Source organism: Acidovorax sp. GW821-FHT09B03 (assembly GCF_059418305.1).
The window spans coordinates 71,723-89,550 of sequence record NZ_JBWKPP010000016.1; the positions used below are offsets into that span (position 1 = coordinate 71,723).

The 17,828-nt window shown below is 69.7% G+C and carries 18 protein-coding genes; 10 read left to right on the forward strand and 8 right to left on the reverse strand.

Features of this window, described 5'->3' with window-relative positions; translation table 11 throughout:
- The first annotated feature begins 6 nt into the window (after positions 1 to 6).
- The 4 genes from AC07PA_RS24135 (at position 7) to AC07PA_RS24150 (ending at position 3,420) form a co-directional block, all read left to right on the forward strand.
- The gene (locus tag AC07PA_RS24135; RefSeq protein WP_494608985.1) at positions 7 to 1,059 is read left to right on the forward strand and encodes a FecCD family ABC transporter permease; all 1,053 of its coding nucleotides are present in this window, start codon (positions 7 to 9) and stop codon (positions 1,057 to 1,059) included.
- Positions 1,056 to 1,877 (forward strand): ABC transporter ATP-binding protein, encoded by an 822-nt coding sequence (locus tag AC07PA_RS24140; RefSeq protein ID WP_494608984.1) that lies wholly within the window; start codon positions 1,056 to 1,058, stop codon positions 1,875 to 1,877. Before AC07PA_RS24135 ends, AC07PA_RS24140 begins: the two co-directional genes overlap by 4 nt.
- Positions 1,874 to 2,167 (forward strand): DUF2218 domain-containing protein, encoded by a 294-nt coding sequence (locus AC07PA_RS24145; RefSeq protein WP_007859817.1) that lies wholly within the window; start codon positions 1,874 to 1,876, stop codon positions 2,165 to 2,167. Before AC07PA_RS24140 ends, AC07PA_RS24145 begins: the two co-directional genes overlap by 4 nt.
- A 167-nt stretch (positions 2,168 to 2,334) precedes the next feature.
- The gene (locus AC07PA_RS24150; protein ID WP_494608983.1) at positions 2,335 to 3,420 is read left to right on the forward strand and encodes a GGDEF domain-containing protein; all 1,086 of its coding nucleotides are present in this window, start codon (positions 2,335 to 2,337) and stop codon (positions 3,418 to 3,420) included.
- 14 nt (positions 3,421 to 3,434) lie between these two features.
- Here AC07PA_RS24150 and AC07PA_RS24155 read toward each other — a convergent pair whose 3' ends face one another.
- Positions 3,435 to 4,277: a M48 family metallopeptidase gene (locus tag AC07PA_RS24155; RefSeq protein WP_494608982.1), complete on the reverse strand. Its 843-nt coding sequence runs from the start codon at positions 4,275 to 4,277 to the stop codon at positions 3,435 to 3,437.
- Positions 4,278 to 4,314: 37 nt separating this feature from the next.
- Between AC07PA_RS24155 and AC07PA_RS24160 the strand changes: the two genes are divergently transcribed.
- From AC07PA_RS24160 to AC07PA_RS24170, 3 genes are all read left to right on the forward strand, one after another.
- On the forward strand, positions 4,315 to 5,679 hold the full coding sequence (locus AC07PA_RS24160; protein WP_494608981.1) for an AmpG family muropeptide MFS transporter: 1,365 nt from the start codon (positions 4,315 to 4,317) through the stop codon (positions 5,677 to 5,679).
- Positions 5,680 to 5,813: 134 nt separating this feature from the next.
- Entirely contained in the window at positions 5,814 to 6,530 is a 717-nt protein-coding gene (locus AC07PA_RS24165) for a response regulator (RefSeq protein WP_494608980.1), read from the forward strand.
- Positions 6,531 to 6,536: 6 nt separating this feature from the next.
- On the forward strand, positions 6,537 to 7,781 hold the full coding sequence (locus AC07PA_RS24170) for a HAMP domain-containing sensor histidine kinase (RefSeq protein WP_494608979.1): 1,245 nt from the start codon (positions 6,537 to 6,539) through the stop codon (positions 7,779 to 7,781).
- On the opposite strand, the gene AC07PA_RS24175 is transcribed toward AC07PA_RS24170, so the two are convergent.
- A complete protein-coding gene (locus tag AC07PA_RS24175) occupies positions 7,756 to 9,009 on the reverse strand; it encodes a YbfB/YjiJ family MFS transporter (protein ID WP_494608978.1) in 1,254 nt (417 codons plus the stop codon). The genes AC07PA_RS24170 and AC07PA_RS24175 overlap by 26 nt on opposite strands.
- A gap of 114 nt (positions 9,010 to 9,123) precedes the next feature.
- Here AC07PA_RS24175 and AC07PA_RS24180 point away from each other — a divergent pair, with 114 nt between their 5' ends.
- Both AC07PA_RS24180 and AC07PA_RS24185 read left to right on the forward strand, forming a co-directional pair.
- Positions 9,124 to 9,975, forward strand: coding sequence for a LysR substrate-binding domain-containing protein (locus AC07PA_RS24180; RefSeq protein WP_035206128.1), 852 nt, complete (start codon positions 9,124 to 9,126; stop codon positions 9,973 to 9,975).
- Positions 9,976 to 10,009: 34 nt separating this feature from the next.
- Complete coding sequence (locus AC07PA_RS24185; protein ID WP_494608977.1) at positions 10,010 to 11,089, forward strand: NAD(P)H-dependent flavin oxidoreductase; 1,080 nt, start codon at positions 10,010 to 10,012, stop codon at positions 11,087 to 11,089.
- A 10-nt stretch (positions 11,090 to 11,099) separates the two neighbouring features.
- Here AC07PA_RS24185 and AC07PA_RS24190 read toward each other — a convergent pair whose 3' ends face one another.
- The 6 genes from AC07PA_RS24190 to AC07PA_RS24215 are packed head-to-tail and all read right to left on the reverse strand — an operon-like array spanning position 11,100 to position 15,800.
- Positions 11,100 to 12,074: a glycosyltransferase gene (locus tag AC07PA_RS24190; protein ID WP_494608975.1), complete on the reverse strand. Its 975-nt coding sequence runs from the start codon at positions 12,072 to 12,074 to the stop codon at positions 11,100 to 11,102.
- A gap of 13 nt (positions 12,075 to 12,087) precedes the next feature.
- The gene (locus AC07PA_RS24195) at positions 12,088 to 13,347 is read right to left on the reverse strand and encodes an O-antigen ligase family protein (protein ID WP_007859835.1); all 1,260 of its coding nucleotides are present in this window, start codon (positions 13,345 to 13,347) and stop codon (positions 12,088 to 12,090) included.
- Positions 13,344 to 14,159, reverse strand: coding sequence for a glycosyltransferase family 2 protein (locus AC07PA_RS24200; RefSeq protein WP_007859837.1), 816 nt, complete (start codon positions 14,157 to 14,159; stop codon positions 13,344 to 13,346). The genes AC07PA_RS24195 and AC07PA_RS24200 overlap by 4 nt, the downstream gene beginning before the upstream one ends.
- A gap of 3 nt (positions 14,160 to 14,162) precedes the next feature.
- Entirely contained in the window at positions 14,163 to 14,369 is a 207-nt protein-coding gene (locus tag AC07PA_RS24205) for a zinc-finger domain-containing protein (RefSeq protein WP_007859839.1), read from the reverse strand.
- 5 nt (positions 14,370 to 14,374) lie between these two features.
- On the reverse strand, positions 14,375 to 15,313 hold the full coding sequence (locus tag AC07PA_RS24210; protein WP_145694373.1) for a branched-chain amino acid transaminase: 939 nt from the start codon (positions 15,311 to 15,313) through the stop codon (positions 14,375 to 14,377).
- Between the two features lie 40 nt (positions 15,314 to 15,353).
- The gene (locus tag AC07PA_RS24215; RefSeq protein WP_007859842.1) at positions 15,354 to 15,800 is read right to left on the reverse strand and encodes a hypothetical protein; all 447 of its coding nucleotides are present in this window, start codon (positions 15,798 to 15,800) and stop codon (positions 15,354 to 15,356) included.
- Positions 15,801 to 16,049: 249 nt separating this feature from the next.
- Here AC07PA_RS24215 and AC07PA_RS24220 point away from each other — a divergent pair, with 249 nt between their 5' ends.
- On the forward strand, positions 16,050 to 17,822 hold the full coding sequence (locus AC07PA_RS24220) for a methyl-accepting chemotaxis protein (protein WP_494608974.1): 1,773 nt from the start codon (positions 16,050 to 16,052) through the stop codon (positions 17,820 to 17,822).
- The last annotated feature ends 6 nt before the right edge of the window (positions 17,823 to 17,828 follow it).

Sequence of the window (17,828 nt, forward strand, 5' to 3'; positions counted from 1 at the left end):
CCACCCGTGCCTTCCTCTCCCTCCGACACGCTGGCCCAGCGCTACCGGCAGTTCGTGCGCCTGCGGCTGGTGCTGCTAGGCGCGCTGCTCGCGGCGCTGTGCGCGAGCGTGGTAGCCGACATCGCCATCGGTCCCTCGACCTTCGCCTTTGCCGACGTGCTGCGCGGCCTGTTTGCGCCGGCCAGCCTGCCGCAGGCGCAGCAGGTCATTCTTTGGGAAGTGCGCCTGCCTTATGCAGTGATGGCGGTGCTGGTCGGCGCCAGCCTGGGCCTGGCCGGCGCCGAGATGCAGACGGCGCTCAACAACCCGCTGGCCAGCCCGTTCACGCTGGGCGTGTCGGCCGCGGCGGCGGTGGGCGCATCGGCCGCTGTGGTCAGCGGCTTCACGCTGCTGGCCTTTGGCGAAAACCTGGCCGTGCCGCTGTGCGCCTTTGCGGGCGCGGCCTGCGCCACCGCCTTGATCCAGCTGCTGGCCTGGCGCCAGGGCGCGACGGTGGACACGGTGGTGCTGTTCGGCATTGCGCTGCTGTTCAGCTTCGAGGCCCTGCTGTGGCTGCTGCAGTTCATCGCCGACAGCAATGCGCTGCAGCAGATCGTGTTCTGGACCATGGGCAGCCTGGTCCGCTCCACCTGGACCAAGATCGCCATCGTCGGCACCGTGCTCGGCGCCTGCATGCTCTGGTCGGCCAGCCAGGCCTGGGCGCTCACGGCCCTGCGCGCGGGCGAGGACCAGGCGCGCAGCGTCGGCATCCCCGTGGAGCGGCTGCGGCTGGTGACGCTGCTGCGCGTGAGCCTGATGGCCGCCACGGCCCTGTCGTTCACGGGCACCATCGGCTTCGTCGGCCTGGTGGGACCGCACATCGCGCGCATGCTGCTCGGCGAAGACCACCGCTACTACCTGCCGGGCAGCGCGCTCGCAGGGGCACTGATGCTCTCGCTCGCCTCCATCCTGAGCAAGGCGCTGATTCCCGGCGTGGTGCTGCCCATCGGCATCATCACGGCGCTGGTCGGCGTGCCGCTGTTCATGGCCTTGGTGCTGCGCCAACGGAGGCTGGCATGACGGCGGGCTTTGCGCTCGAAGGCCTGTCCGCCGGCTATCCGGGGCGGCCCGTTCTGCAAGGCGTGGCTGTGGACGGCATCCCCCCCGGCACGCTGGTGGCCGTGGTGGGCCCCAATGCCGTGGGCAAGTCCACCCTGCTCAAGGCGATTGCGGGCCTGCGCCCGGCGCAGGGGCGGGTGCTGCTGGAGGGCGCCGACCTTGCGGGCCTGGTCCCGCGCGAGCGCCTGCGCCGCGTGGGCTACCTGCCGCAGGCCCTGCCACAGAGCACCTCGCTCGTGGCCTACGAAACCTGGCAAAGCGCCTTGCGCGCCGGCCGCAGCGAGTGGAGCGCCGCACGGCGCGAGGCGGCCATCGAGTCGGTCGTGGCATCGCTGGGCCTGCAGGCGCTGGCGCTGCGCCGGCTCGACGAACTCTCGGGCGGGCAGCGGCAGATGGTGGGCCTGGCCCAGGTCATCGTGCGCGAGCCCCGGCTGTTGCTGCTGGACGAGCCCACCAGCGCGCTCGACCTGCGCTGGCAACTGCAGGTGCTGCAGGCGGTGCGCGCCCTGGTGCAGCAGCAGGGCGCCATCGGCCTCGTGGCGGTGCACGACCTGAACCTCGCGCTGCGCTTTTGCCAGCAGGTGCTGGTGTTGGGCGGCGGTGGCGTGCTGGCTGCGGGCGACCCCGCCCAGGTGCTCACGCCCGCGCTGCTGCAGCGCGCCTACGGCGTGCAGGCCCGGGTGGAGCGCTGCTCCCTGGGCAACCTGCTGGTGCTGGCCGATACCGCGCTGCCCCTCGACCACCCGCTTTCCATCCCAACGACGACCACGACCCCATGATGCGACGCCAGGGCCATGTGCCCACGCCCGAAGCCAGCCGCTACCTGCAGCGCCTGTGCTACCACTTCACGCGCAAGATCAGCGTCACCTACGACGAGCACCAGGGCCAGGCCCACTTCCCCTGGGGGCTGTGCGTGCTGCGGGCCGACGACGCGGCCCTGCATTTCGACTGCAGCGCCGAGGACGACGCCAGCCTGGCGCGCGTGCAGTTCGCCATCGACTCGCATGTGGAGCTGTTCTCGCGCAAGAGCCCCGTGGCGGTGGACTGGCAGCCCGTTCAGGCCGGGTAGCCGGGGCGCGCCGCCGGTGATGCGCCGTGGGGCCCTGCACCGTGTTGTGACAACTGGCATACTTTCCCCGGCCTGATCCGCCGATCCACGAACCGCCAGCTTCCTAGGATGTGACATTCTGTTAACAATCCCGGCGGTCGGAGGCGCGTGCCGGGCATCGTCCTGCCATGGCATCCCCCGCAAGCACCGTTTCCACCGCCCATCCCCCCCGCCCGTTCGCCATTCCACAGCGCGGCTCCAGTGTCGCCGGCAAGGCCTACTGGGCCATGGCGCAGCGGGTGGCCTTGACGGCCGCAGCCATCGATTGCGGCTACATCCTGCTCTTTCTCTGGCTGGGCTCGGTGCCGCTGGCGCTGGTCAACCTGGTCAGCATCGGCATGTACCTGGGCGCCTACCAGCTCATCCAGCGGCGCCGCAACACGGCCGGCATCCTGCTGATCTGGCTGGAGGTGATCGTCCACTCGGCGCTGGGCTCGCTGCTGGTGGGCTGGGACAGCGGCTTCCACTACTACCTGTGGCTGTTCATCCCGGCCATCGTGATCGCCAACTCGGGCCGCTACGCCATACCGATGGTGCTGGCACTGCTGGCCTATTACCTGGGCCTGCGCTTCGCGTGCGACCACTGGGGCGCCCTGGCGCCCCTGGCCGGCAAGGGCCAGCAGGTGGTCAACACCATCCATGTGTGCATCGTGTTCGGCATGTTCGCGGCCCTGGCGGCGTTCTACCGCCGCACCATCCTCATCGCCGAGAACCGGCTGCTCAAGCAGGCCACGCTCGATGCGCTGACCGGGTTGAACAACCGCGCCCATTTCCACACCCTCGCGGGGCACACGCTGACGCGTATCCAGCGCACCGGTGAACCGGTGGCGCTGCTGCTGTGCGACATCGACCATTTCAAGCAGGTCAACGACCGCCACGGCCACGCCATGGGGGACCGCGTACTGGTCACGGTGGCCAGCGTGCTCGCGCGCAACCTGCGCGAGAGCGACGTGATCGCGCGCTGGGGCGGCGAGGAGTTCCTGGCGCTGATGCCCGCCAGCCCCCTGTCGTCGGCCCTGGAGGTGGCCGAGCGCATCCGCGTGGCGATGGAGCAGATCGAGATGGACTGCCAGGGCCAGGCGGTGCCTTTGAGCATGTCCTTCGGGGTGGCGCAGGTGGCCCATGGCGACGACCTGCAGGCGGCCATCGCGCGGGCCGACCAGGCGCTCTACCAGAGCAAGAACAACGGCCGCAACCGCGTGACGGCCGGGTAGATCGATCCGGACCGTCAGCCCTTGCGCGCGGCCTCGTACAGCTTCTGCACCTTGGGAACGTTGGCCTGCAACTGCTCGATGCGCGCCGGGCCCGAGGGGTGGGTGGACAGGAAGGCCAGACCGCCCTGCTTGTTGCCCGTGGCATTGCCCATCTTCTTCCACAGGCTCACCGAAGCCTCGGGCTGGTAGCCGGCGCGCGCGGCCAGCTCCAGGCCCACCAGGTCGGCATCGCTCTCGTCCGAACGGCTGAACTGCAGCGTGAGCAACTGGCCGCCGAGGCTGGCCGCGGCATTGCCCAGGTCTCCAAGGCCCAGCAGCTGCGAGCCCAGGCGCAGGCCGATGTTGGTGGCCTGGGTCTTGGCCAGGCGCTCGCGCGCATGCTCGCGCAGCGCATGGGCCATTTCGTGGCCCATGATCATCGCCGCCTCGTCGTCGGTGAGCTTGAGCTGGTCGAGGATGCCGGTGTAGAAGGCGATCTTGCCGCCGGGCATGCAGAAGGCATTGATCTGCTTGCTGCCGATCAGGTTCACCTCCCAGCGCCACTGGCCTGCCCGCTCGTTCCAGGGCTTGGTGTGCGGGATCAGCCGCTGCGCGATGGCGCGCAGGCGCTGCAGCTGCGGAAAATCGTCGGGCGCCAGCGCGCGCTTGCTGCGGGCCTGTTCCATCATCTGCTGGTACTGCTGCGCGGCGGACCGCTCCAGCGTCTCGGCCGGTATCAGCTTGCGCAGGGTGGAGGAGGTGCCCACATCCACCTGGGCGATGGCCGGGGCCATGGCGCCCGCCCCCGCAGCCAGAAGAAACGCGCGGCGCGCCGACCACATCGATGACGGCGCGGCAATGGGAGAGGGGCAGAGCATGCACATGCAGGAATAATAGACAAAAACCCAGGCACCCATGTCAGACACCTCCCCCACCACCGGCATTCCCCCGGCCCCGCGCCCCTCCTGGCTGCAGACCCTGCGCATCTACCTGGAGCCCGCCAGCCTGCGCATGCTCACGCTGGGCTTCTCGGCCGGCCTGCCGCTGCTGCTGGTACTGGGCACGCTCTCGTTTCGCCTGCGCGAGGCGGGCATCGACCGCAGCACCATCGGCTACCTGAGCTGGGTGGGCCTGGCCTATGGCTTCAAATGGGTCTGGGCACCGCTGGTGGACCGCATGCCCCTGCCCCTGCTCACGCGCTGGCTGGGCCGGCGGCGCAGCTGGCTGCTGCTGTCGCAACTGGTGGTGGTGGCGGGCCTCGTGGGCATGGCCATGGCGGACCCGCGCGAAATGCTGGGGCCCATCGTATGGTGCGCGCTGGCCGTGGCCTTCGGCTCGGCCACGCAGGACATCGCGCTCGACGCCTTTCGCATCGAATCGGCCGATGCGCGCTACCAGGCAGCGCTGGCGGCCTCCTACCAGACGGGCTACCGCCTGGCCATGATCTGGGCCGGCGCGGGCGTGCTGTGGATCGCCGCACGCGCCGAGGTGGCGCCCGCCGTGGGTCAGGCCGTGGCCGGGTACCAGAACGGCGCCTGGCAGGCCGCCTACCTGGCCATGGCCGCGTCGATGGCCGTGGGCATCGTCACCGTGCTGTTCTCGCGCGAGCCCGCACAGCTCGCACTGCCCCCCGCCAGGAATGCCGCCGAGTGGATCAAGGGCGCGGTGATCGACCCGTTCGCCGACTTCCTCTCGCGCTATGGCTGGCACGCGGCGCTGATCCTGGCGCTGATCGCCGTCTACCGCATCAGCGACGTGGTGATGGGCATCATGGCCAACCCCTTCTATGTGGACATGGGCTACACCAAGGACGAGGTGGCGGCCGTGACCAAGATCTACGGCGTGGTGATGACGCTGGTCGGTGCCTTCGTGGGCGGCGTGCTGTCCATGCGCTTCGGCGTCATGCGCATCCTGATGCTGGGCGCCCTGCTCAGCGCGGGCAGCAACCTGCTGTTCGCCTGGCTGGCCGGGCACGGGCATGACGTGACGGCGCTGATCGCCGTGGTCTCGGCCGACAACCTGGCCAGCGGCATCGCCTCGGCGGCCTTCATCGCCTACCTGTCGAGCCTGACCAATATGAGCTATTCGGCCACGCAGTACGCGCTGTTCAGCTCGCTGATGCTGCTGCTGCCCAAGTTCCTCGCAGGCTTCTCGGGGCGCTATGTGGACCTGTTCGGCTATGCCCACTTCTTCACGGCCACCGCGCTGCTGGGCGTGCCCGTGCTGGCCATAGTGTGGCTGGCCTCCCGGGTCAAAATCGCCGATATCACGCGCGAATGAAGGATCCGATGCTATGCATTGCATAGCTGGCCAGCGGCCCGGGCAGGATCCAGGTTTACGGGAGCTTTACAGGGGCTTCAACACGGCGTGACGCCTTTGGACGAGCATCGGGGTGTACCCAATACACTGAACCCATGAGCTCCCAACTGCTGATGATCGAAGACGATGCCCGCCTCGCCGAGATGGTGGGCGAGTACCTGGGCCAGTCCGGCCTGGCGGTGACGCACCGCGCCGACGGCAAGAGCGGCCTGGCCGAGCTGCAGGGCCCCGACGCGGCCGCCCTGCCCGACCTGGTGATCCTGGACCTGATGCTGCCCGACATGGACGGCCTGGAGGTGTGCCGCCGCATCCGCTCGCTGCAGGGCCCGGCCGCGCAGGTGCCGGTGCTGATGCTCACGGCCAAGGGCGACCCCATGGACCGCATCATCGGCCTGGAACTCGGCGCCGACGACTACCTGCCCAAACCCTTCGAGCCGCGCGAGCTGCTGGCGCGCATCCGCGCCATCCTGCGCCGCCGCACCGATGGCGGTACGCCCGCGGCCCAGGCCCTGCGCTTCGGCACGCTGGAGATCGACCGCGATGCGCGCACCGTGACCGTGGGCGGCCAGCCGGCGGACCTGACCTCCTACCAGTTCGACCTGCTCGTGGCATTGGCAGAGCGCGCGGGCCGCGTGCTCACGCGCGACCAGATCATGGAGGCCGTGCGCGGCCGCGAGCTCGAAGCCTTCGACCGCTCCATCGACGTGCACATGGGCCGCATCCGCGCGGCCATCGAGGTGGACGCCAAGAACCCGCGCCGCATCCTGACCGTGCGCGGCGTGGGCTATGTGTTCGCCAAGCAGCAGGACTGACGCCCTGTGAGCCTTTCCAACCCCTTCGCCCGGCGCCTGTACCTGCGCATCTGGCTGGCCGTGGTCGGCGGCATCGCCGTGCTTACGCTGGTCGTGGGCTGGGCCTGGCGCATCGCCGAGGAGCAGAAGGCGAGCAACAACCAGCCCTTCGTGCCGCCCTCGCGCGAGATGGTGCTGCGCGATGCCAAGGGCGAGGTCGTGTTTCGCGGACCCGCGGCGCGGCAGCCGTCGGAACCCGGCGAGAACGTGGAATTCCACATCGAATCCGACACCGGGCAGACCTTCGTGCTGCAGATGGCGCCGCGCCCGCAGAACCGCGGCGGCCGCCCGGGCGGCGGTGATGCCGCGTTCTGGACCCGCCCCCCCTTCGGCTTCCTGTGGCTGCTGGGCATCGTGGGCCTGGCCGTGGCGGTGGGCGTATACCCCATCATCCGGCGCCTGACCCTGCGGCTGGAGGCGCTGCAGCGCAGCGTCAAGCATTTCGGCGAAGGCGACCTGTCGGTGCGCGTGCCCGAGCAGGGCCAGGACGAAGTGGCCGACCTGGCGCGCCAGTTCAATGCCGCTGCCGCACGGGTGGAGACCCTGGTCAAGTCGCACAAGTCGCTGCTGGCCAACGCCTCGCACGAACTGCGCTCGCCGCTCACGCGCATCCGCATGGGCATGGAGCTCATGGGCGGGCAACAGCCCTCGCCCGCCTTTCGCGCCGAGATCCTGCGCAACATCGCCGAGCTGGACCAGTTGGTCGACGAGATCCTGCTGGCCAGCCGGCTGGACGCACGCGAGGCCGATGTGGGCACGGTGGAGACGGTGGACCTGGTGGGCCTGGCCGCCGAGGAATGCGCGCGCGTGGATGCCGACCTGGACGTCGGCGCCAGCCCCGATGCGGTGGACGTGCGCGGCGTCTCCAAGCTGCTGCGCCGGGCCATCCGCAACCTGCTCGAGAACGCCCGGCGCTACAGCACGGGCGAGATCAGCGTGGTCGTGCACCGCAGCCAGGGCCATGCCGAGGTTCGCGTGTGCGACCAGGGTCCGGGCGTGCCCAGCAGCCAGCGCGAGCGCATCTTCGAGCCCTTCTACCGCCTGCCGGGTGCCAGCGAGCGCGCGGGCGGCGTCGGCCTGGGCCTGTCGCTCGTGCGATCGATCGCCGGGCGCCACAACGGCGTGGTGTTCTGCGAGGACCGGCCCGACGGCAGCAACGGTGCCTGTTTCGTGCTGCGGCTGCCGGTCACTTCGGCCAGCGCCGCGCCATGAAGGCGTAGAGCCCGGCGCCCAACACCAGCACCGAGCCCGCCACGGCGAGCGCCCAGTCGAAACCCTGCGCCCGTGAACCGGCCTGCGCGAGCAGCGCAGCCGCCATGGGCGGCCCGGCGATCTGGCCGATGCCATAGAGCGCGGTAAGCAGCCCGGTGAAGCCCGCGCCGGCCTGCGGCCACTGGTGCCGCGCCTCCTGCAGGGCAAAGAAGGTGATGGCCGTGAACGGCAGGCCCAGCAGCAGGCTGCCGAGCGCAAAACCTGCCGGCCCAGGCCACAACACGCCCAGTGCAATGCCGCCCGCCTGCAGCAGGTAGGCGCCGGCCAGCAACCAGCGGCGGTCGCGGTGCGGTGCGATGCGTGTCGACAGCCAGGCACCCAGTGCCACCCCGGCGCCGAACACGGGCCAGAACAGGTCGGGCCATGCCGAGCCGGCCGGCAAAGCGGCGCGCGCGATCACGGGCAGGAAGGTCGCCGTGACGATGTAGCCCAGGCCCGCCAGGCCATAGGCCAGCGCATGCAGGGCCCGCTGCGCCACGGGATGCGCGGCAGGCAGGGCCTGGACGGCGGCGGGCCCGCCGGCCGCTGCGCCGGGCGCCTCGCCAGCGCGCAAGACCTGCCAGACCACCGCGCACAGCACGGCCGCCAGCGCGGCAAACGTGGCCCAACCGGCCGCCGCGCTCCAGCCCGCCGCGACCATGGCCCCGGTCGGCAGGCCCGTGGCCACGATGCCCAGGCCCGGTCCGCAGAAGATCAGGCCGGCAAGCTGGGGCTGCCCCAGTCGGGTGAACTGGCCCATGCACCAGTTGGCCGTGCCCAGGAACACCAGGGCACTCGCAACGCCCGCGAGAAAGCGCAGCAACGGCCACGACGCGGGCCAGGGAAACGCCAGCACCCCGGTCAGCAGCACCGTGGCCACCAGCCCGCCGCGCGCCAATGCCGCGTTGCTCGGGACGGTGGTGCCCAGGCGGCGGCCGATCCAGGGCAGGGCCATGTACAGCAGCGCTCCGGCAAGGTAGCCGGCATAGTTGGCCGTGGCCAGCCAGCTGCCGTTGGCGATGTCGACCACGCCGTCGTGCAGCATCATGGGCAGCAGCGGGGTGAAGGCGAAGCGGCCGATGCCCATGGCCACCGCCAGGGCGACCATGCCGGCCAGGGCGACCTGCAAGGGCGCCACCCCGGCAGCTTGCACGCGGGCGGGGGAAGGGGACGAAGACACCTGGTCCATGCGGGGATACCAAAGAGGGTTGCCACGGCGGATGCCGCTGCGTATCATCTTATCAAGAGATTGAATTTTTGTAATTCATACTATTTCAAGATGGTTGAATCTTCTGCATCCTTGCTGGACCTTGCGGCCCTGGACATCTTTCGCACCGTGGCGGCCGAAGGCAGCGTCACGCGCGCGGCCGAGCGGCTGGGTCGCGTGCAGTCGAATGTGACCACCCGGGTGCGCCAGCTGGAGGCGGACCTGGGCACCCCGCTGTTCCTGCGCGAAGGCAAGCGCATGGCGCTCACGCCCGAGGGGCAGGTGCTGCTGGGCTATACCGACCGGCTGCTGGCGCTGGCCGAAGAGGCGCGCCAGGCGGTGCGCCCGGGCCAGCCAGGCGGCCGGTTGCGCCTGGGCTCGATGGAAAGCACGGCCGCGAGCCGCCTGCCGGTACCACTGGCGCGCCTGCACGGCCAATGGCCGGGCGTGGCGCTGGAGCTGTCGACCGCCCCCACCCGCGAACTGGTGGAACGGCTGCGCGCCCATGCGCTCGACGCGGTGCTGGTGGCCTGGCCCCCGGGCCAGGCCCCGGATGCGGCACTCGAGACCCGGCCCGTGTTCACCGAAGACCTGCTGCTGGTGCTGCCCGCCGGCCACCCTGCCGTGGCCGGGCCCGAGGACGTACAGCCCGGCACGCTCGCGGTCTTCGAGCCGGGCTGCACCTACCGCCGCATCGGTCAGGACTGGTTCGCTCCCCGGTCGCAGCCCATGCAGGTGCTGGAACTGGGCTCCTACCATGCCATCCTGGCCTGCGTGGCCGCCGGCAGTTGCGCGGGCATCGTGCCGCGCTCGGTGCTGGCCATGACGCCCCACGCCGGGATGTTGAGCCACCAGCCCATCACCCGCATCGACACCCTGCTCACCTGGCGCAAGGGCTACCGCTCCAGCGCGCTCGATGCCCTGCAGCAGGCACTGTCTGCCGCCTGACCGTTTTCTCTTTCCCCCGTTCCAGGAGTCCGCCATGACCGACCGCAGCCTTCGCACCGCCCTTTCGCTTCGCCTGCCCATCGTCCAGGGCCCGATGACCGGTTCCGACACGCCGGCCCTGGCCGCTGCCGTCTCCGCTGCAGGCGGGCTGGGCTCTCTGGGCTGCGGCATGCGCTCGCCCGCCGCCATGATCGAGGCGGCCGCCGAGGTACGCCGGCGCACCGACCAGCCGTTCTGCATGAACCTCTTCGTGCAGGACACGCCCGCGCCCGACGCCACCACCGTGGACGCCGCCGTGGCGCGGCTCGCCCCGCTGTATGCCGAGTTCGGCCAGCAGCCGGCCGTGCCCGCACGCTGGTGCGAGGACTTCGCGGCGCAGTTCGACGCGCTGATCGCCGCGCGCCCGGCGGTGGCCAGCTTCACCTTCGGCATCCTGTCTGCCGCACAGGTGGAGCGCCTGCATGCCGCGGGCTGCTATGTGATCGGCACGGCCACCACGGTGGCCGAGGCCGTGGCCTGGGCCGACGTGGGGGCCGACGGGGTCTGTGCCTCGGGCATGGAGTCGGGCGGGCACCGGGGCACCTTCCTCGGCGATTTCGCCTCCTCGATGATCGGCACCATGGCCCTGGTGCCGCGCTGCGTGGACGTGCTGCAGCCGCGCGGCGTGGCCGTGGTCGCGGCCGGCGGCATCATGGACGGGCGCGGCATCGCCGCGGCCCAGGCCCTGGGGGCCGAGGCGGTGCAGATGGGCACGGCCTTTTTGTCCTGCGACGAATCGGGCATCGGCGCCCCCTACCGCCAGGCGCTGGCGAGTGCCAAGGGCACCGACACGCGCACCACGCGGGCCCTCACCGGGCGCCACGCGCGCGGCATCGTCAACGCGCTGATGGACCGGCTGCAGGCCGATGAGGCCGCCGTGCCGCCCTACCCCGTGCAGAACGCCTTCACGGGCGCGCTGCGCAAGGCCTCGAACGAGGCCGGCCGGGCCGACTACCTGTCGCTCTGGGCTGGCCAGGGCGTAGAGGCCGTGCGGCCCATGTCCGCCAGTGCCCTGGTGGCGCTGCTGGAAGAGGAGTGGAAGCAGGCCAGCGCGCGCGTGGGCGCTGCGCGCTGAAGCACGCCGCTCAGCGCGTCCAGGGCAGGTCGCGCGCTGTACCCTGGATGACCGGGTGTTCGCGGTGCAGCACCTCGCCGGCCAGCACGCGCTCGTAGTAGCGCAGGTAGCCGCGTGCCATGGCCTCGGCGCTGAAATGTTGCTGCACATGGGCATGGCAGGCGCGCGGGTCGGCCTTGTGGGTGCGCACGGCCTCGGCCAGGGCGCTGGCGCTGGCCGACAGGCTGCCGCACTCGGCGGGCACCAGTTCGGGCAACGCACCGTAGGGCGTGCTGAACACCGGGCAGCCGAAGTACAGGCTCTCGATCACGGCCAGGCCGAAGGGCTCGTGCCAGCGCACGGGAAAGATCAGGCCGCGCGAGGCGTTGAGCAGCTCGTTCTTGCGCGTGCCGCCGACCATGCCGAAGAAGTGGATCTTGCGCGACAGCGTCCAGCGAAAGCCGCGCTTGAAGTTGATGCGGTCACCGCCCAGCACGTCGAGTTCCACGCCCGCCAGCTTGGCCACCTTGATGGCGCCGGCCACGTTCTTCACGCCCCAGGCCGCCTTGCCCAGGAAGTGGTAGTGGTCGCGCGGGCGCTCGAAGTCCACCGGGCCATAGGCCGACCAATCGAGGCCGTTGTAGACGAACTCGGTCGAGCCATAGCGCGCCGCATGGTTGCGCGAGAGGAACACGGTGTTCAGCGGCAGCGGCTTGGGCTTGCGCGCGTTGCCGTGCTCGGTGACCAGGTAGGGGCGCGAAGGCTCGCTGCGCGGGTTGAACTGGAAGTGGGTGATGTCCACGTCGGCCGGAATCTGGCCGTCCCAGGGCTCGTCGGGCTTGATCGGCAACACCTGGGCAAAGTCGCAGCTGCTGCCTTCGGGCACGAGGTAGCTCACGCGGTGGCCCAATTGCACCAGGGTCTTGCCCAGGTCCCAGATCACGCGCTCGGTACCGCCGTAGCCGTACACCGGGATGGGGGAGTTGTTGACCAGCAGGATATGCATCTGGGAAGCCTGTTCAGAAAGGACGGCCGCAGCCGATGCGCGCACGCCGCTCATGCAGGGCCGCCAGCACCAGCGGGCACATGAAGAGGTAGAACATGTTGCCGCTGTTGTGCGCCAGGAAGACCTGGGTCAGGCCGAAGCCGATGTAGGACAGCGGCAGCATCACGCCGACCAGGCACAGCGAGAGCGATTCGCGGTCCATCTTGCCCGCACCGTCGCGGATGCGCCGGGCCGTGGGCCAGAACATCACCAGCGGAATGCCGTAGAAGGCCAGCAGCAGGAACACACCGGGCAGGCCACGCTTGGCAAACAGGTCCAGTACCTCGTTGTGGGCATGGCCGAATTCGAGCACCACGGGGTGCGCCAGGCCGGCGGCCACGCGGCGCGCCTTTTCCTGCTCGTAGCCGGCCCGGCCCCAGCCGGTGAGCGGCCGGTCCCAGCCCATTTGCCAGGCCAGCTGCCAGTGGGCCAGGCGCTGGCCCACCGAGCTGCGGCCATCACCGCGCTGCTGGTAGATCTGCATTTCCTGGCGCGCCTCGTCCACGCGCTGCTCCACGGCTGGCACCTGGGACAGCGCCGCCGCCGCGATGGCCAGCACGCACAGGCCCCAGTACACGCGCCGTTGCCCGGTGGTGCGCACCAGCAGCCAGGCGCACACCGGCAGCAGCAGCACCAGGGCCAGCCAACCGCCGCGCGACTGCGACAGCACCGAGCCCACGGCGCCCAGCAGGATGGCGGCCACCAACAGCAACCGTTGCCAGGCCACCCAGCGCCGCCACTGCACAACCAGCAACAGGCCGCTGAGCACGGCCAGCAGCATGCTCAGGTTGCCGTACTGGATGGCATTGGTAAAACCGCTGGCACGCGGCAGTTGCTGCACGCCAATCTGGTAGATGCCCACCAGGCCGCTGCCCACCGCCCCCACCGCCACGCCCATCCATAGCCAGGAGGCCCGGGGCTCGAAGGTCATGAGGTAGAAGATGCAGGGCAGTGCCAGCAGGTACTTGACCGGGCGATCCATACTGCCCCAGCCCCAGGTGGCGCCCACGTCGAGCAGCCACAGCGCGGCCATGCACGAGAAGGCCGCCGTGAGCCACCAGGCGGCACGCGGCGCCGGGCGCCGCCACCACACCGGAGCACTGGCCAACGCAGCCAGCAATAGCAGAGCCGCACCATAGGAGTAGCCCGAGGGCAGCCACAGCGCCAGGCCGGGCACCATGAAGGCGCCCACACTGGCACAGCGCCCGAACCAGCGGTAGGTCCGGACCGTCACCGGATCACCCGGCCGGTCAGGCTGTCGCGGTCGTAATGCAGCGCGGCATAGCGGAAGAAGCCCTCCAGCGCCACGAACAGGCAGTACAGAAAACCGGCCCCCCCGCACAGGAAGCCCAGGCGAAACAGGTACAGGCGCAGGAACATCGAGCCGCCCGAGGCCAGGCCGCGCAGCACGCCGCCGCGCTTGCCCAGTTCGGCGCGCTTGGCAGCGCCCAGCATCACGTACTGGGTGAGTTTCTCGAGGCTGGTGCGCACGGAGTTGCGCGTGTAGTGCAGCAGGCGGGCGCGCACCAGGTGCCGCGGCACGGCAGCGCCACCGGGCTCGGGGTGCAGCTGCGCCTGCTCGTGCACCACGCCCGTGAACTCACGGACCATGGAGCGCACGAACAGCCGCTCGATGCGCGACTGCGACAGAAAGTAGCGCAGCTCCTGGCCAAAGGCCACCATGCGCCAGCGGATGGTCCACACGCCGCGCGCGCCGGAGCGCACGATGGCCTGCACTTCTTGCTGGAAGGCGGGCGTCATGACCTCGTCGGCGTCGAGGAAGAACACGTAGTCGCCGCGCGCATGGGCCAAGAGCCGGTTGCGCTGCACGGCAAAGCCCTGCCAGTCGGGGTAGGAATGGACCTCCGCACCCAGCCCCTGGGCCAGGGCGACGGTGCTGTCCGTGCTGCCGCTGTCGACGACCAAGACCTGGTCGGCGAAGGCGGCACTGCGCAGGCAGGCTTCGATACGGTGGGCTTCGTTGTGCGTGAGCACCGCCACCGTGAGCGTGGGCGACGGCTTTGCGTCGCCAGCGGCCGCCGACATCCGTCAGTGGCCGGCGTGTACGTGCTCGCCCGCCTTGAGGCGGTACACCGTGCCGCAGTAGGGGCACTTGGCCTCACCGCTGCGGGCCACGTCCAGATAGACCTTGGGATGGCTGTTCCACAGCTTCATGTCCGCCTTGGGGCTGGGGCAGAAGACCCCGCCCTGGGCGTTCAGGTCCTTGGCCAGCAGTTCGATCACAGCTTGGGACATGGTGTTCAGACCTTTGCGAGCCAGTGGGCGTATTTCGGGTTGCGGCCGTTGACGATGTCAAAGAACGCGCTCTGGATCTTTTCGGTGATCGGACCGCGACTGCCGCTGCCGAGCTCGATGCGGTCGAGCTCGCGGATCGGCGTCACTTCGGCCGCCGTGCCGGTGAAGAAGGCTTCGTCGGCGATGTAGACCTCGTCGCGCGTGATGCGCTTTTGCACGATCTCCAGGCCCAGGTCCTTGGCGATGTGGAACACGGTGTTGCGGGTGATGCCGTTCAGGGCACCGGCCGACAGGTCGGGCGTGTAGATCACGCCGTTCTTGATCACGAAGATGTTCTCGCCCGCGCCTTCGCTCACAAAACCGCTGCTGTCGAGCAGCAGGGCTTCGTCGTAGCCGTCATCCAGCGCTTCCATGTTGGCCAGGATGGAGTTGGTGTAGTTGCTCACCGCCTTGGCCTGCGTCATCGTGATGTTCACGTGGTGGCGCGTGTAGCTGCTGGTTTTGACGCGGATGCCGCGCTGCATGCCCTCTTCGCCCAGGTAGGCACCCCAGGCCCAGGCCGCCACCATCAGGTGGATCTGGTTGCCCTTGGGCGAAACGCCGAGCTTTTGCGAGCCGATCCAGGTCAATGGGCGCAGATAGCACGATTCGAGCTTGTTTTCGCGCACCACGGCCTTCTGTGCCTCGTTCACTTCTTCCTTGCTGAAGGGGATCTTCATGCGCAGGATCTTGGCGCTGTTGAACAGGCGGTCGGTGTGCTCTTCCAGGCGGAAGATGGCCGTGCCATCGGCGGTCTTGTACGCGCGCACGCCTTCGAACGCGCCGCAGCCGTAGTGCAGGGTGTGGGTCAGCACGTGGATCTTGGCGTCGCGCCAATCAACCATCTGGCCGTCCATCCAGATCTTGCCGTCACGGTCGGCCATTGAGGGAACTACGGGGCTCATGGGTGTCCTTTGGGTTGCTGTAGGTCGCAAAAGAGCGATTTTACGGGGCTGGCGGCAGCTCGGCCACCGGAGCCGGTGCCTGTGGCGCCTCGTCCTCCTGGGCAGGGCGCACCAGCTCCCACTTCACGAGCTTGCCGTTCTTGAACTCGCAGGTCACGAACGACTGCGATCCGTCCGTCCAGCGGTACAGCTCGGGCTGGGCGCCATCGTCGGACAGCAGCTGCCCCAGCGACCGCGTCATGGCCACCACATGCATGAGGTTCACCCCGGGACGCAGCTTGGCATTGAGCATGACGGCACTGCCCACGTGCCCAATGGGCCGGTCTGCTGCTTTTTTCAGCACTGTCATGAGGCGCGTGAAATGCAGCAGCGCCCACATCATGAGCCCCCCACCCACGGCCGCCACGCCCGGCCAACCATAGGACACATAGCCAAACACCAGGCCACCCACCGCCGCGAGCGGCACAACGATATTGCGAAAATTCATGGGCCGTATTGTCATATGGCCGGCGCGCGCGGCCATCCGTGGAGACCACAGACCTTCCAGACCCTCCTGGTCACCGCCCCCCAAACCCGCGCAGGCCGCACCAGGATGGCATGGACCGCCATTTCGTTGTGCAAACGCTACATCAAATGCAGGCGGGCGTCCCGCGTATGGCGCAACGCTGCGCCGCGGTTTACGCTCGCCAGTTGATACAACCTGATACGCCGGGTGATGCCTGCGGGAACACAAGCCATGAAACTGGACAACATACGCCTTTCCCCCAAGCTGTGGGGTTCCATCGTGGGTCTGCTGGGCGCCATGCTGCTGGTGTCCCTCTGGGCCCAGGCCCGGACCGACAGCGTCGTGGGCGACGCCATGGCCTCGCTGCAGTCCTACGACCAGCGCATCACCCTGGCCCTGCAGTGGAAGGGCGCCACCGAAACCACGGGCGAGCGCGTGCTGGCCAGCAACGCCACCCTCGACGCGGACCTGACCACCCTGTTCGATGGCCGCGTGAAGGCCGGCGTGACCGGCATCTCGGCCATCCAGGCCAAGGTGGTGGAGCTGGCCACCAGCCCGGCCGACAAGGCAGCGCTGGAGCGCGTGGCGTCGGAGCGCACCAAGATCCTGGCCCTGAACAAGCAGGCCCGCGAGATCAAGCAGGGTGGCGATACCGCGGCCTTCAAGACCTTCGTGGAGAGCCAGTACCTCGCGGCCATCGGCAGCTATGTGGACTCGCTCGAGGCCTTCGTGCAGCTGCAGCAGTCGCAGCGCGACGCCGCCAAGCAGGAGGCCGGCGCGGCCCTGGGCCGCGCGCGGGTGCTGGCCTGGGGTATCCAGGGCCTGGTGTTCATCCTCGGCCTGGTGCTGTCCTTCCTGCTGGTGCGCTCCATCAGCCGGCCACTGGACCGCGCGGTGGAGCTGGCCGACGCGATTGCCGGCGGCGACCTCACGGTGCAGGCCATGGACGACCGCCAGGACGAATTCGGCCACCTGCTGCGCACGGTGTCGCAGATGGCCGAGCGCCTGCGCGCGCTCGTGTCCGAAGTGCGCACCGGCGTGGATTCGATGTCCAACGCCTCGGTGGAGATCGCCACCGGCAACCACGACCTGTCGTCGCGCACGGAGCAGACCGCAGCCAACCTGGAGGAAACCGCCGCCAGCATGGAGGAGTTGACCGCCACTGTGACCCAGTCAGCCGACACCGCCCGCCAGGCCAACCAGCTGGCATCCACCGCGGCCCAGGCCGCCGGTCGAGGCGGCGAGGTGGTGGCCCAGGTGGTGACCAGCATGCAGACCATCACCCACAGCTCGCGCAAGATCGCCGACATCATCGGCACCATCGACGGCATTGCCTTCCAGACGAATATCCTGGCACTGAATGCCGCCGTGGAAGCCGCGCGTGCCGGTGAACAGGGCCGCGGCTTTGCCGTGGTGGCCAGCGAGGTGCGCGGCCTGGCGCAGCGCAGCGCCGAGGCCGCCAAGGAGATCAAGGGCCTGATCACGGCCTCGGTGGAATCGGTGGAGACCGGCTCCGAGCAGGTCACCCAGGCCGGCCAGGCCATGGACGAGATCGTCAGCAGCGTGCGCCGCGTGTCGGACCTGATCGGCGAGATCACCGCCTCCTCGTCCGAACAGCGCGACGGCATTGCCCAGGTGAACGTGGCCGTGACCCAGCTTGACCAGATGACGCAGCAGAACGCCGCGCTGGTGGAGGAATCCGCCGCGGCCGCCTCGTCGCTGCGCGACCAGGCCCAGCGCCTGGCCGAGGTGGTGTCGGTGTTCAATGTGGGCTACCAGCCGGCGGCCGCGCCAGCGCCGCGGCCGGCAGCGGCCCGAGCCCCGGCCTCGCGCCCGGCGGCGGCGCCTGCCGGCAAGGTCACGGCGTCCACCAGTGCACCCCGCAAGCTGCAGGCCCCCAAGCCGGCGCCAGCCGTCACCCGGGCACCGGCGCCGCCTGCCAAGGCCCCCGCAGCGGCTCCGACCAGGACCAAGGGCTCGGACGACGACTGGGAAGCCTTCTGACCGGAG